This is a genomic window from Mesorhizobium sp. M4B.F.Ca.ET.214.01.1.1 (genome assembly GCF_004791545.1).
Classification (GTDB): Bacteria; Pseudomonadota; Alphaproteobacteria; order Rhizobiales; family Rhizobiaceae; genus Mesorhizobium; species Mesorhizobium abyssinicae.
Window position 1 is genome coordinate 40,081 of record NZ_SRUX01000015.1, and the last position, 14,741, is coordinate 54,821.

A 14,741-nucleotide genomic window follows, 5' to 3' on the forward strand; every position below is an offset into this window, starting at 1 on the left:
AGCCTACCATATGTTTTCCCACCGGCCAAAAGGAACGACGGGCGGGCAAAGCTTGCGCCGGAGGCAGTTGTGAAAGGCTGCTGTCGTGTTGTGCTCGCAAACTGCTAGAATGGCGAAATAGATCAGCGGTCCGCGGCCAATTCATATGTTCATCAGTCTGCAGATCAACAATGTCGAGGCCGTGCCCGCAGGTCTCCCCCTCGGCTACGGATCGCGGGACCGCAGCTTTGAAATCGGGCGCGAAAATTGCGACTGGACCTTGCCCGACCCGGACAAATTCATTTCCGGCCGGCATTGCGAGGTTCGGTATGAGGCGGGAGCGTTCTGGCTGCACGATGTCTCGCGCAACGGCACCTTCATCAACGGATCGAGCAAGCGCCTGGCCGCGCCGCATCGCCTCGGGCACGGCGACCGGCTGCTGATCGGCCGCTACGTCATCTTCGTGTCTCTCGACGACGAGCGCGGCGCGACGGGGCACCCTCATTCGCGATCCGGTTCGACGCAACGCGAAATGCCGGCCCCGACGGGCCGGCCGCAGGAATTCAGCAACGAGCCGTTCTTCAGCCCGCGCGACCAACGTCAGGCGCCGGCCCCGACGTCCTCATTGCGGCAGGCCGCCCCGCCGCCTTCGGCCGCGCAGCACCCCGGCGCGGACGAGATCCTCAGGGATATCGCCCGAGCTGCCGGTATCTCGCCGGACCTGCTTCAATCGCGCGACCCGCATGAGGTCGCCGCCGAAATCGGCGCGGTGCTGCGGACGACGGTCGAGCAACTGGCCTTGCTGCTGAAGGCCCGCGCGGCCGCCAAGATCCTGGCCAAGAGCACCCACCGCACGATGATCAGCGCGGCCGACAACAATCCGCTCAAATTCGTGCCCGGAACCGACGACATCATGGAAATCATGTTCGCGCGGCGCAGGGCCGGCTATCTTGACGCCAGGCACAGTGTCGAAGACGCCTTCCGCGATCTCAAGACGCACGAATTGGCCACCTATGCGGCCATGCAGGCGGCGCTCTCCCGGCTGCTTGACGACCTGTCGCCCGAGGCGATCGGCAAGAAGCTTCCGCCCACGTCGTTCAGCTCGAAGAAGAGCCAGGCCTGGGATGCTTTTGTGGCCACCTGGCGAACCATGGAGGAAGCCCACGAAAACGGCATGCTGGACATATTCCTGGCCTATTTCGCCGAAGCCTATGCCAAGGCCGACAAGCAAAAATAGCGTGTAAAATCCGGCTCTAGGGCCGGATCCCTACACCGCCGCCGTTAAGAATAATCCGGGCCATTCCGCGCATATGGTTCCAATCGGCGGCTTCTGAGATTACGATCACATACGACAGTTCGCCAGGCGGTTACGGCTGAATGACCCAGGGGTCTGCGGCAAATGTCATGTTACGGCGGGATCGCGTTCTGTAGCCTAGCTTCCACCGGACACTCCCCGCGCCAGCAGGGCACGCATTCTTTGCTTCTGCCCATGCATGGTCTTGCGCGCCGGCACGGCCGCCATGCGGGAACGGAAGGCCAGCAATGAGCTCGAAGGACGATCCCTTCGGCCCCGCCGGCAAGACCGTCATTCGCGCCAATCCGCGACGCAGGCAAAAGTCGGCGCCGTCGCCCCCGGCATCCGCCGATGGCGGGCAGCCCCTGCCTGTGCGGGATTCGACGGTTTTCGATCCCCAGGGCGGACAGCACATGCCGCCGGGCTGGGCATCCGGAACCGTGATCTATCAAGGAGCGGCGTCCAATGCCGGCCCCTTGGAGACCGCGCATTCGGCGGCGCCGCACCAGGACGTCCTCCTCGACGCCGCCGGCAGCATCACCTACCCCACGGCAAACCCGATCCTGGCCGCCGCCGCGCCTTTGCTGCTGCTGTTCGGCCAGCTCAGGCTCATCCCCGTCGAAAGACATGCCGAGCCGCTCGCCGGGCATATCGCCGAGGCGATCGAAAAGTTCGATCGGACGCTGCAGAAGTCAGGCATCGCCGAAGAGGACGCACGGATCGCGAAGTTCGCGCTTTGCGAAACCGCCGACGATCTTGTCGGCAACCTGCCCTGGCCCGAGGGAGACGGCTGGGCAGGACATGCCATGCTGTCGCGGTTCTTTCACATCAAGTCCGCTGGCGCGGGTTTCTATGAAGCGCTGAACAAGCTGCTCGCCGCGCCGGAAGCGCATTACGACCTGCTCGAACTGATGCATGCCTGCCTGTCGCTGGGGTTTGAAGGACAATACCGCGGCCTGGCGCGCCAGGGCGACAATCTCGAGCGTATCCGGCGCGACGTCTTCGACACGCTCCGCTACTTCCAGCCGCCTGCCTCGCAAGACATCTCGCCCCGCTGGCAAGGCATGGCGGCCGTCATGGCGCAGCCGTCGGCCCGACTGCCATTGTGGGCCGTGGCGGCCGCCGCGGCGACACTGGTGACGGCAGCGTTTTTCGTCCTGCGAGTTCTCATCACCGATGAGGGTGATGCGACGGCCGGAGAGCTGCTGGCGCTCAATCCGTCGACGCCGGTCACCATCGAGCGCGCCGGCGTGGCGCCGCTGGCCGAACCGGCGAAAGTCGCTCCTCCTCCTCCAACGCCCGTCGCGCTCACCCAGATCAACCGGATCCGCGCAGCGCTGGCGAAGGATCTGGTGCGCGGCGGGCTGGCGGTGGGCACGCAAGGCAGCTTCATCGTCGTCGAGATAAACAACGTCCTGATGTTCGAACCCGGCAAGGCCGAGCTGAAACCGGAGTTCCAGTCCCTCGCCGCCGACATCGCCGGGGCGCTCGACGCCGAGCCGGGACCGATCAGGATCGTCGGTCACACGGACAACGCAAAGCCACGCAAATCGAGCACGTTCAAGTCCAATTTCGACCTCTCCGTCGCCCGCGCCAAGGCTGTCGAGGCGCTGATGGCGCCCGGGTTCAAAGACCCGTCGCGGATCACGGCCGACGGCAAGGGAGAGGACGAGCCGATCGCCGACAATGCGACGCCGCAAGGCCGCGCCACCAACCGCCGCGTCGATGTGATGATCCCCAAGGAGGAGACATTATGAGCGCGGCCCGCCGGAAGCGCCCATGACGCAATGGCTGCTGCGCATACTCAACGCCCTCGCCTTGGCCGGTTTCGCGGCGGCCGTCTGGTTTGCCGGGCCGTTGATCCGCTATGCCGATAGCCGTCCGCTGGGCCCGGTGTGGCTACGCGCCGCGATCATCGGCCTGGCTGTGGCCGCGGCCGTACTCTTCTACACGATCCGGTTCTGGCAAAGGCGAAAGGCGCAAAAGGCGCTTGAAGCCGCAATCGTGCGCAACGACGCCGGCAATGACGATTCGCAGGTGCTCGAGGCCCGCATGAGCGAGGCCATCGCGACGCTCAAACGCTCGAGCGGCAAGCACAATTTCCTCTACGACATCCCATGGTACATCGTCATCGGTCCACCTGGCGCCGGCAAGACCACGGCGCTGGTCAATTCGGGCCTGAAATTTCCGCTTGCCGGTTCCGGCACGGCGCAGCCGGTGGCCGGCATTGGCGGCACCCGGTCCTGCGACTGGTGGTTCACCGACGAGGCCGTGCTGATCGACACCGCCGGACGCTACACGACGCAGGATTCCGACAAGGCGCGCGACAACAAGAGCTGGCTCGCCTTCCTGTCGCTGCTCAAGAAATATCGCGCCAGGCAGCCGATCAACGGCGTCATCCTGGCTGTCAGCCTAGCCGATCTCATGAGCCTCGACGACCGGCAGCTTGATGCCCATGTCACCGAGATACGCAGCCGCCTGCGCGAAACCCATGAAACGCTCAGGATCCAGTTTCCGGTCTACCTGCTTTTCACCAAGGCCGACCTCGTCGCCGGTTTCATGGATTACTTCGGCGGCTTCGACGAGGCGCGCAGGCGCCAAGTGTGGGGCGCTACCTTCCAGACCACCGACCGCAACAAGAACATGACCGGCGAGGCGCCGGCCGAATTCGATGCGCTGCCGGCGCGCCTGGCGGACGAGGTGGCCGACCGGCTGCAGGAAGAGGCGGATCCGGTCGCGCGCATATCGATCTTCGGCTTTCCGGCGCAGTTCGGCGCCTTGCGCAACCGGGTTGCCGGCTTCATCGGCAGCCTGTTCGACCCCTCCCGCAGCGAGGTCAATGTCAGCCTGCGCGGCCTCTATTTTTCCTCGGGCACGCAGGAAGGAACGCCGATCGACCAGGTGCTCGGCGCCATCGGGCGCAGTTTCGGCAGCAGCGCCCAGGCCCATCTTTCCGGGACCGGCAAGAGCTTTTTCCTCCACGATCTTCTGGCCAGCGTCATTTTCGCCGAAGCCGGCTGGGTTTCGTATGACAGGTCGGCCGAAAGACGCGCGGCGATCGCCAGATATGGCGGCATCGGCGCAATTGCTTTGGCCGCCGCCGTCGCCCTCGGCGCGTTTGCGCTCAGCTTTACCGCCAACAGATCGCTGCTCGCCGCAACGACGCAGGCGATGAGCCAATACCGCCAGGCGGCGGAACCGCTGCTCAACAGCACCGAGGTCGCCGACGTCGACCTCGAGAACGTGATTGGCCCGCTCGACCAGCTACGCAACCTGCCAGCCGGATTCGAGACCGGCGACACGCCGACGGCTATCGAGGAGACGTTCGGCCTCGGCCAGCGGGAGCGGCTTCTTTCAGCGTCCAAAACGGCCTACCGGCAAGCACTGGAACGAAGCTTCCGCTCGCGCCTGCTGCTGCAGGCGGAGCGCACGATCCAGGCCAGGATGGCCGATCCGGCGGCACTCTATGAGCCGCTGAAGATCTATCTGATGCTCGGCGGCAAGGCGCCGAAGGTCGACGACGAGCTGGTCGTTTCCTGGATGAGGCAGGACTGGGAGCAGAACCGCTATCCCGGCGAAAACAACCGCGAAGGACGGGCCCAGCTCGAAAAGCACCTGCGCGCCATGCTTGCGCTGGACGATGCCTATGATCCGGTCTTCGAGCTCAACCAGCCGCTTGTCGAAGCCGCCCAGCGCTCGCTCGGACGCATGAGCCTCGCCGATCGCGCCACGGCCCTGATCAAGTCGGCGGTCTACGCCGCGGCCCTGACCGATTTTTCCGTCTCGGCCAAGGCAGGGCCGGAAGCGCCGCTGCTGTTCGAGCGCGCCGACGGCAGCGATCTCTCTGGACTTCGCATTCCCGGCCTCTATACCCATGCCGGCTTCAACGATTTCTATCTGCTGCAACTTTCGCGCATCGCGCAAATGCTTGTCGACGACCGATGGGTCCTGGGCGGAGGCGGCGAGCAGGGCGGCATCGATCAGGAATTGCTCAAGCTCGGCCCCGAGCTTCTCGATCGCTATGCCAAGGAATTCGCCGCAGCCTGGAACGGCGTTCTCGACCAGCTGCGCTTCAAGGCGATGCTGAAGGACAAGCCGCAATATATCGCGCTTTCCGCCGCGGCTTCGCAGAACTCGCCGATCGATCAGCTGTTCAGCGCGATTGCCGATGAAACCGCCCTGACCCGGCAAAGCCAGGTCGCAAACACCGACGCAGCCACGGCCGGGCAGCCAGACGCCGCGGCCATCGCCAGGGGCCTTGCCCGCATCGGCATCCAGATGGCGATCGGCAAGTCGCAAAGCCGTGCCGGCGCCGGCACGGCGAGCGCGCAGGGCCCCGGCGCCAATGTCGAGGCGCAGTTCAGGTCGTTCCAGGCCCTGGTGGGCGGTCCCGCTGGACGCCGCCCGATCGACGCGTTGACCCAGAACTTTCGCGACATCTATCAGAGCCTGAAGCTGGCGGCGGACGTTCCCTCCGAGACCGAGCGCGTCAGCACGAACCTGCAATTGCAGGTCTCGACGCTGCGCGCCAACGTCTCGCGCCTGCCCAAGCAGCTTGCCCGCATGGTCAACGCGGCGGCCGACGAGTTCGAGGGCAACGTCGCCGAAACCTCGGTGGCGAATCTGAACCAGTTGCTCGACCAGACGGTGACGCGCCCCTGCGAGGAGATGGTCAACGGCCGTTATCCTTTCGCCGCCGGCAGCACGCAGGAGATTGCGATGGCGGACTTCGCCAAGCTGTTCTCCCCCGGCGGATTGATGGACCGCTTCTTCGCGCGAAATCTCGCATCCATGATCGACATGACCGGCCAGGACTGGAGCTGGAAGCAGGACCAGCGTTTCGGGCGCGATCTCTCGAAAGCGACGTTGAAGACCTTCCAGTCGGCGGCGGAAATCCGCGCCGCCTTCTTTCCGTCCGGTGGTTCGGTGCCTTTGGTCAACATCACGTTCACGCCCTTTTCGCTGCATGGAGATGCCGACAGCGCGGTGCTCGATGTCGATGGCCAGACCGTTCAAAGCAGCCAGACGGGCAACGCGCCGAGCACGCTGAGCTGGCCGAGCGGCGCTGCCTCCGGGTCCGCCAGCCTGAGCCTTGCGCCGGAAATGCCGGGCCGGGAATCCGCCATCAAGTTCGACGGCCCGTGGGCGCTGAAACGGCTCATGGATAAGGCATCCGTCAGCGGCAGCGCAGGCAGTCTGGAAGCGCGCTTCGTGATCGGCGGACGCGACGCGGCTTATACGATCCAGAGCAATTCCGATCCCAACCCGCTGTTCCTTCCGGCGCTTGGCGCGTTCAGTTGCCCGAAGGGATTCTGAGATGTTTTTTCCGCTCCCCGCCCCATCGATGACAAAGCCGGCCGGCCGGCGTACCGGCCTTGATTTCGGTACTCTAATGCTCGCGCCTGTGGCAGAGTGGCGCGAGCGGCGGCCCGAGGGTGCGGCGCGAAGGACGCTTGAGAAGCGCTTGGTGGCAAATTGAACAATGTCGCCCTTCCCTTTGAAAGCTTCGGCGTCAGCCACAAAGGCTGCGTGCGCGACCTCAATGAAGACAGCTATCTGGTCGAGCCGCGAACAGGCCTCTGGGTTGTGGCCGACGGCATGGGCGGACATGATGCCGGAGAGGTGGCTTCGGCAAGCGTCGTCGATCATCTGGCGACGATCGGCATCGCCAGTTCCGCGCCGGATCTTCGCGCACGCTTCGAGGACAGGCTGAGCCGGGCCAATGCCGAAATCCGCGGCATATCCGAAGCCCGCGGCATAACCATCGGCTCGACCTTCGCCGCCCTCTTGGTGATGGACGGGCGGTTTGCCTGCCTTTGGGCCGGCGACAGCCGCGTGTATCTTGTCCGCAATGCCTCGATCTCGCAAATCTCGAAAGATCACACTGAAGTCCAGGAACTCCTCGACAGAGGCATGATCAGCGCCGCCGAAGCGCTCACCTGGCCGCGCCGCAACGTCATCACCCATGCGGTGGGCGTCAGCGACGACGTCGTGATCGACTACCAGCAGGGCGAGACCATGCCAGGCGACATCTTCGTGCTGAACACCGACGGGTTGACGGCGCATGTCAGCGATGCGGAGATCGAGGCGGCGGTGTTGTCGGCCGCGCCTCAGGCGGCGTGCGAGAACCTGCTGGAAACGGTGCTGGCGCGCGGCGGAACCGACAATGTGACCATAATACTCGTGAAGATCGGCGATCGTCGCAACGGCCAGGCGGCCGGTCCGCATCCCGCCACAGCCGGAAGTGGGGACCGATGAGCGCCGACGACAAGACGCGCGTCTCGCCGAGCTTTGCCAGCACAGGCGTCGGCACGCAGCTTAGCGGCATATACGAGCTCGACGAGCGGATCGCGTCCGGCGGAATGGGCGAGGTCTATCGCGGCCACAACATCCAGACCGGCGATCGCGTCGCGATCAAGATCGTGCTGCCGGAGTTCGCCCGCGATCAGACGATCCTGTCCCTGTTTCGTAAGGAAGCCTCGATCCTCAACCACCTGTCGCATGACGCCGTCGTGCGCTACCACGTCTTCACCATCGATCCCGGTATCGGGCGACCCTACCTGGCGATGGAATTCGTCGACGGCCAGTCGCTGTTCGATGTCATCAGGCGTGGCGCCATGCCTGTGGAGGACGTGCGCAAGCTCTGCCATCGGCTCGCCTCCGCCCTGAGCGCCGTGCACCAGGCGGGAGCGATCCATCGCGATCTCTCGCCGGACAACATCATCCTGCCGGGTGGCCGGGTCGACCGCGCCAAGATCATCGATTTCGGCATTGCGCGCTCGGCGGCCGTCGGCGGGGAGACGCTGATCGGCGGCAGGTTCGCCGGAAAATACAACTACGTTTCTCCCGAGCAGCTGGGGCTTTACGGAGGCGAGGTCAGCGAGCAGTCCGACATCTACAGCATGGGGCTGGTGCTGGCGGCCGCCTTGCGTGGCAACCCGCTCGACATGAGCGGCTCCCAGCTCGAAATCGTGGAAAAGCGCCGAACGGTTCCGGATCTTTCCGACATCGATGCCGATTTCCGCGAGATCATCGAGGCGATGCTGCAGCCGGACCCGAAGCACCGGCCGATCAGCATGGCCGAAATCGCCAGGATGACCCGCGACCCCGACGAGGAGACCAGGCCGCCGGTATCCGCCATGCCGCGCGAGCGGCCGGACCTGCATCGCACCTCGACCCCTGCCGCGCCGGAAAAGTCGCAAGGCCAGGCCTGGGTGCCCCCCGGCGACCAGCGTTTTGTCCCGCATCAGCGGCCCGCGCATCTTTCCGAACCGCGCCCGCGGGCGGCGGCACCCCCTCCCCGCGCGGTCGCGCCCGACGGTTCCAGGAAACCCGCAAGGACCCGAAACATCGCCATCGCCGCCGTGGCCGCGCTGGCTCTGGTGTCGGGAGCAGGCGTCTATCTCAACGGTCTCCTGACGCCCGCCGCGCCGCCGGCCGGCAAGACGACGCTTTCCCCTTCGAAAACGCCGAAGCCGGCGCCGGCCGACAGCGCCGCCACGACGCCTCCCGAGGAGCCGGCAGCGGGCTCGTCCCGAAAGCCACAGACAGAGGCAGGCCAGCCGCCGGCTGAGAAGCCGGCAGCGCCGACCCCGGCGCCGGTCGAAAAACCGGCGGATGTGGCGTCCGACCAGAAGCCGGCGCCAACGCAGCCTGCCGAGCCCCTGCCGTCAATGGAGGAGGAACCAAAGCCGCCGACTGCCCAGGCGCAAGCGCCCACCGAACAAGCTCCATCGGCAAATCAGCAGCAGGCCAGCGATGGCCGGAAGGCGACTGCGCCGCCCACCAGGATCGCGCCTGCTCCGCCAACGGAAGAGATTGCCCCGGCCTCGCCACCGGTCGAAAAGGCCCCGGCGCCCGTCCAGCCGGATATCGCGGAAGCTCCGAAGCCGAAGCTGCCGGCCAGCCAGCCGGCTGAGCCGAAGGTGGCTGACAAGGTTCCCGAAGGTGCGGCGACTGCACCGGAAGCGGCGAACACGACAAGCCCGCAGCCTGAACCGCCCGCCGCCAAGCAGCCGGGTGAGACCGTCGTCTTGAATGTGCCCAAACCGCAGGTTCCGCCGGCCGCTCCCCTCGACCAGACCGCGCTACGCGCTTCCTGGGTGCGCGATTTCAGCGGCGGCGACTGTTTCTACGCGACCATGACATCGGCAACCGCCAACGCCGCGGCGATCGAGGGCTTCGGCACTGCGGTCCAGCCGTTCGAGCGCCTGATGTCCGACTTCCAGTCGCGCTTTGGTGTCGAGCCGGATATCAGCGTGCGCCTCATTGAACCCGCCCAATGCGAGGTCACCAATTTCCTGCGTTCTCTCGGCCGCTCCGATGGCGACAAGCCGCAGCTCGTCCTCGATCGGACATTGGTGCCGAACGGCGCGCCGATCGGCGGCACGCTGGTGACGCGTGGCGGCCTCATCTCCAACGTGCTCCTGATCGACCACAAAGGCATGGCGTTCAACCTCGACGACCGCATGGTCGTGCAGGCGGGCAAGGCGAGCTTCAGCATCCCGATCGAGCTCGGCGCCGCCGACAAGACGGCCGGCAAGGTCGTGCCGCAGGTCATACTGGTGATCACGGGACCTCGCGACATCCCGGCCGCCGTGTTCACAAGGCCTACTCCGGCATCCGAGCTGCTGCCCAGGATCCTTGCCGAGATCGAGGCCCGCGGATCTGATTTCTCCGCCACCGCCAAATATTTCCGGCTCGGCGGATAGCATGGACGCCGATGGAAATCCGCCGCTCGCGTTCTTCCTTCCCACCCGTCCTCCCGCCACGCAAGCTGCGTGAACGGGCCCGAACCGTGCTTGGCCTGATCGGCCGCGCCAGGCCTGCCGCGATCCCGGTCGCGGCACTGCTGGCGGTCCTGTCGATCGGCCAGGCGCGCGCCGAGTTCACGGTCTGCAATCAGACGCTGGATGTCGTCAATCTCGCGGTCGGCCAGAAGGTCGACAATGCCGACCAAACGGACGGCTGGTGGACCATCGGCGCGAACCAATGCGTCAACGTCATTCGCGAGGAGCTGACCAACCGCTACATCTACATCTACGCGACGGACGTCTTCGGCCACGCGATCCTCAACGGCTCGACCGAAATGTGCATCGACCGGCGCCGCTTCTCGATACGCGGCATCGACGAATGCTGGCAGCGCGGCCATATCGCGGCGCGGTTTGTCGAGGTCGACACGCTCGAACAGGTGCGGTGGACATTCTTCCTGACCGGGAACAGCCCGTGACGCACAGTATCGACACGAGCTTCAAGCTGAAAAGGCAGGCGCGCCTAGCTTCGCGCAGGCGCAAGCTCTGGCGCCGGGTCCTTATCGGTCTTGCGGCGATGGTCCTGGTTTCGATCGGCACCGGTTTCTACCTCACCGCCGACTACTGGTCATTCGGCGATGAGGATGAGGAATTGCAGGCCGTCGACGGCACAGAGGACGTCCCGGCCGACGCCTCGGTCTATGTGCCCGCCATCATCGACCTTGCCGGGGACCCGATGTGGATCACGCTCGCCCCCGATGCCGACACTTCGACGAAAGCCCATGCGATGGCGCGGCCGGCCGAACTCGATCAGGCCGGGATCTCGCCGCAGATCGAGGTGCTGTCGGACGTGATGCTCAGCGCCAGCGAGAAATTCATGACGACGATCCCGTCGACGCAGGAGGATTTCGCCTTCTTCCAGGCGCAGCGGCAGACCGCGTCGCCGCCGTCCGACGACCTGCAGGACGATCTTCAGCCGCCGGCCGGCGACCTGCAGAACGACCTGCAACCGACGCCTGTCCCTGACGAGGCGCCGGCCGCTGCGGGACAGCCAGCGGACGCCGACGATCCGGAGGCCGGCTGGGGCGAAACGATCGATGCGGGCGAGGCTGCCCTGCCCGCATTCCAGAAGACCCAGATCGAAAACAACACCAGCGTCGCGACCGTCACCAAGGAATACCAGCGCTTCGAGGCGACCGAAGACAGCTTCGTGAAGATCCTCAACGACCGCAGCCTGGACAGCGTGGCGCTCGATGCGCATTTCTCGGCCGAGGACGCCAAGCTGGCCGGGGAAGCGCTGAAGGCGCTGTTCAACCGGGAAAGCCTGGAACCGGGCTATGTCGTGGCGATGCGCGGCTTCAGGCCGACGCGCGAGGCGACGACGATGTCGCTCATGCAGGTCTCGATCTACGCCAAGAACGTGTTTGTCGGCACGCTGACGCGCAACGCCGCCGGCGCCTTCGTATCGGGGGTCGATCCCTGGGTCCGCGAGGACCTGTTCAACTATTCGGGCGCGCCGGAGGAAGGAACGCACAAGCGGCAGTATCGCCTGCTCGACGCGATCTACTCGACGGCCGCGCGCAACAAGGTTCCGACCGGCGTGATCGGCGAAGCGATCATGTATCTGTCGCGGGGGCAGGATCTCGACGCCTTCGCCAGCGAGGACCAGCGCCTGGTGCTGATCTACTCGCAGACGCCGCGCGGCCAAAGCGAGATCTCCGGACGGGTCCTCTATGTCGGCGTCCAGGGCACGGAAAAGAGCCTCGACTGTTTCGTTTTCCAGCAGAGCGACGGCCAGTTCGCGTGCGTCACCGGCAATGACGAGGTTCGTTCGCTGGCGGTGACAAACGGCATGGTCACCCCGGTCAGCGGGGTCATGACCTCGACCTTCGGCCCGCGCAAGCACCCGATCCTCGGAACGGTGCGAATCCATAAGGGCGTCGACTGGGCCGCTCCGGTCGGCACACCGATCATGGCCGCCTTCGATGGCGAGATCACGTTTCAGGGCGATGGCGGCAGCTATGGCAATCTGGTGAAGATCTCGCATCCCAACGGGCGCGAAACGCGCTATGCGCATATGCAGAAATTCGCCATCGCCAGCGGCGTCGGCACCAAGGTGAAGGCCGGCGACGTCATCGGCTATATCGGCACCACGGGGCTTTCGACCGGCCCGCATCTCCATTTCGAGCTCTACCAGGCCGGCGCGGCTATCGATCCGCTGGGAACGGTCACCACGGTTGCCGCCTACGCTTCCGGCGGTTCTGGCGGCACCGGCGATGCTGCCGTCGAGACGCTGACCGACCGCATCGTCCATGTCGAAAGCGGCGGCAGCGCGCGGGCCAAGAACCCGCTTTCCTCGGCGACGGGCGCCGGCCAGTTCATCTCCAAGACCTGGATCCGGATGATGAACACCTACCGCCCCGATCTCGCCCGCTCGCTGTCGACCGCCGACCTGCTCGCGCTTCGCTATGATGCGACGCTGTCGCGCGAGATGGTGCGCAACCTGGCGCGCGAAGGCGAGGCCTATCTTCGCGCCCGCGGCCATCAGATCACCGCCGGCCGTCTCTATCTCTGCCATTTCCTTGGCATGGAAGGCGCGCATCAGGTGCTGGCGGCGCCGGGCGCGTCGCAACTGAGCGCCGTGCTCGGCTCGGCCGTCATCCAGGCCAACCCTTTCCTCACCGGCAAGACGGCCAGTTACGTAGTGGACTGGGCGGAGCGGAAAATGGGGCAGAAGGCCCCTCGCATCGCCACCGACGCGGCGCAGCAGACGACGACCACGACCGAGATCCGGCAGACGTCGCCGGAATTCGAGAAGTACAAGCAGGCCGTCACCGCCCTTATAGGCTCGCTTCAGAACACCCTTTAAGCCCGCCGTTGGTGTTCCTGCCGCCCGGTGATATTATCGGCGAACTTTTTTCGGGCCTGTCGTGAACCATGACTGTGGTTGAGATCACAGACGCCCAAGAGCCATTTTTGGCAGAAGCGACTGTGTCGCCGACGAAACTAGCATGCGCAGACATCACTAGCGCGCCCCTCTGGGGCGGAGGGCTGATCCATGAAAGCGTTCGCCGTCTTTCTGAGCGGATTCATACTGTTCGTCCTGGCCTCGCTTAGCGCCCAGGCTGCGGCCTCCGATAGTGGTGCGCCCGACGCCAAACGCGTCGCGCTGGTGATCGGCAACAGCAAATACGTCCATGCCGTCGCCCTGCCCAATCCCGCCAACGACGCGCACCTCATTGCATCGACGCTGCGCAACGCCGGCTTCGAGGTCATCGAAGGGGTGGACCAGGACAATGCGGGCATGCACAGCCTCATCAGCCGGTTCACCGAGCAATCCTACGATGCCGACCTCGCCGTCATCTACTATGCCGGCCACGGCATGCAGGTGGACGGCAAGAACTTCCTCATTCCGGTCGATGCCGAGTTGACCTCGCCGGCCTATCTCAAGACCCGCACCGTCCAGATCGACGAGTTCATGGCGGCGCTTCCGTCCGATCCGGCGGTCGGCGTCATCATCCTCGACGCCTGCCGCGACAATCCGCTGGCCAGGACGCTTGCTGCATCGCTTCCGAAGTCGCGCTCGCTGGGCGCCGGCCTGGCGCCCGTCGAAGCCAAATCGGAAGGCGTCGGCACCGGCGGCATCCTGATCGCCTATGCGACCGACCCCGGCGCCATCGCCTTCGACGGCAACGGCGTCAACAGTCCCTACTCGACCGCGCTCGCCAGGCATCTGACCGAGCCGGGCGTCGAGATCCAGAGCGCGCTGACGCGCGTGCGCGGCGAAGTGACCGAGACCACGCAAGGCCGGCAGCGGCCATGGCACAACGCGTCGCTGGGGCGTGAGGTCTTCATGGGAAAACCCGTGGTGGCGCCGCCTGCGGCAAAACCCGCCGCCGACGCGCCCAACGCCGCGGCGACATCGGCCCCCGGCCTGGTGGTTGGCGAAGCTCCGTCCTGGGAAGTCGAGCAGCGGCTGTGGGACGAAGCCTCGAAGAAGAATTCCATTCCGTTCTACGAGGCCTATCTCGACCAGTTCCCGAATGGCCGTTTCGCGACGGTGGCGCGGTTGAACATCGATGAGTTGCAGGACCCGAAAGCCGAAGACCGAAAGGTCGCGGCCCTCGATACGGATGAGGCGGATGCCAATTCCGGCTCCACGGTGCGCACCTCGGTTGGCATTTCGGACGAGATGAAACAGGCGCTGGGCAGCGAGCAGACGGAAAACGCCATCGGCCTCGATCGCGAGGGCCGCATCGACCTGCAGTTGCGCATCGAGGCGCTTGGCAACGAACTTGGCCGCGTCGACGGCAATATCGGGCCCAAGACCCGCCAGGCCATCGGCGACTGGCAAGAGAGGAACGGCCTGCCGCCGACCACCTTCCTGACACGCGAGCAACTGGCCTTCCTGGTGGTCCAGACCGATCCGATGATGGAGGCCGTGCGTGCCAAGCACGCAGCCGACCAGGCCCGTGCGGCGGCGCCGAAAAAGCAGGTCGTGCAGAAGGCCCGCACGCCGAAGGCGGTGGCGCAGAAACCCCGCAAGAAGCAACAGCAGGTCGTTCAGACGAGGCGCAACCGCGACACGCTGGTCGGCCGCGAGGAACCCCCGCCGCCCCAGGACAACAACAACGACTTCCTGACCAAGGCGCTGATATTCGGCACCGGTGTGGCCGTGGGCGGCGCGCTCAAGAACTGACGCGCCCGCGGCATCCCCG

At 65.6% G+C, this 14,741-nt stretch carries 8 protein-coding genes; all 8 read left to right on the plus strand.

The window, feature by feature from the left end; all coding sequences use genetic code 11:
• Positions 1-145: 145 nt before the first annotated feature.
• The 8 genes from tagH (at position 146) to EN857_RS25985 (ending at position 14,722) form a co-directional block, all read left to right on the plus strand.
• Complete coding sequence (gene tagH / locus EN857_RS25950; RefSeq protein WP_127394334.1) at positions 146-1,216, plus strand: type VI secretion system-associated FHA domain protein TagH; 1,071 nt, start codon at positions 146-148, stop codon at positions 1,214-1,216.
• A gap of 305 nt (positions 1,217-1,521) precedes the next feature.
• Positions 1,522-3,030, plus strand: a complete 1,509-nt coding sequence (gene tssL, locus EN857_RS25955) for a type VI secretion system protein TssL, long form (RefSeq protein ID WP_128346674.1) — start codon at positions 1,522-1,524, stop codon at positions 3,028-3,030.
• 22 nt (positions 3,031-3,052) lie between these two features.
• Positions 3,053-6,589: a type VI secretion system membrane subunit TssM gene (tssM, locus tag EN857_RS25960; protein WP_128346675.1), complete on the plus strand. Its 3,537-nt coding sequence runs from the start codon at positions 3,053-3,055 to the stop codon at positions 6,587-6,589.
• A 159-nt stretch (positions 6,590-6,748) separates the two neighbouring features.
• The gene (locus EN857_RS25965) at positions 6,749-7,531 is read left to right on the plus strand and encodes a protein phosphatase 2C domain-containing protein (RefSeq protein ID WP_135859322.1); all 783 of its coding nucleotides are present in this window, start codon (positions 6,749-6,751) and stop codon (positions 7,529-7,531) included.
• Complete coding sequence (locus tag EN857_RS25970) at positions 7,528-9,984, plus strand: serine/threonine-protein kinase (protein WP_135859323.1); 2,457 nt, start codon at positions 7,528-7,530, stop codon at positions 9,982-9,984. Before EN857_RS25965 ends, EN857_RS25970 begins: the two co-directional genes overlap by 4 nt.
• Positions 9,985-9,995: 11 nt before the next feature.
• Positions 9,996-10,502: a DUF1036 domain-containing protein gene (locus tag EN857_RS25975; RefSeq protein WP_348630794.1), complete on the plus strand. Its 507-nt coding sequence runs from the start codon at positions 9,996-9,998 to the stop codon at positions 10,500-10,502.
• Positions 10,499-12,892, plus strand: a complete 2,394-nt coding sequence (locus EN857_RS25980; protein ID WP_127393161.1) for a M23 family metallopeptidase — start codon at positions 10,499-10,501, stop codon at positions 12,890-12,892. The genes EN857_RS25975 and EN857_RS25980 overlap by 4 nt, the downstream gene beginning before the upstream one ends.
• Positions 12,893-13,081: 189 nt before the next feature.
• The gene (locus EN857_RS25985; RefSeq protein ID WP_128346758.1) at positions 13,082-14,722 is read left to right on the plus strand and encodes a caspase family protein; all 1,641 of its coding nucleotides are present in this window, start codon (positions 13,082-13,084) and stop codon (positions 14,720-14,722) included.
• Positions 14,723-14,741 lie beyond the last annotated feature (19 nt).

Bases quoted from the DNA above. Each gene is read 5' to 3' on its own strand.
- tagH (WP_127394334.1), top strand. From the start codon at position 146: ATGTTCATCAGTCTGCAGATCAACAATGTCGAGGCCGTGCCCGCAGGT.
- tssL (WP_128346674.1), top strand. From the start codon at position 1,522: ATGAGCTCGAAGGACGATCCCTTCGGCCCCGCCGGCAAGACCGTCATT.
- tssM (WP_128346675.1), top strand. From the start codon at position 3,053: ATGACGCAATGGCTGCTGCGCATACTCAACGCCCTCGCCTTGGCCGGT.
- EN857_RS25970 (WP_135859323.1), top strand. From the start codon at position 7,528: ATGAGCGCCGACGACAAGACGCGCGTCTCGCCGAGCTTTGCCAGCACA.
- EN857_RS25975 (WP_348630794.1), top strand. From the start codon at position 9,996: ATGGAAATCCGCCGCTCGCGTTCTTCCTTCCCACCCGTCCTCCCGCCA.
- EN857_RS25985 (WP_128346758.1), top strand. From the start codon at position 13,082: ATGAAAGCGTTCGCCGTCTTTCTGAGCGGATTCATACTGTTCGTCCTG.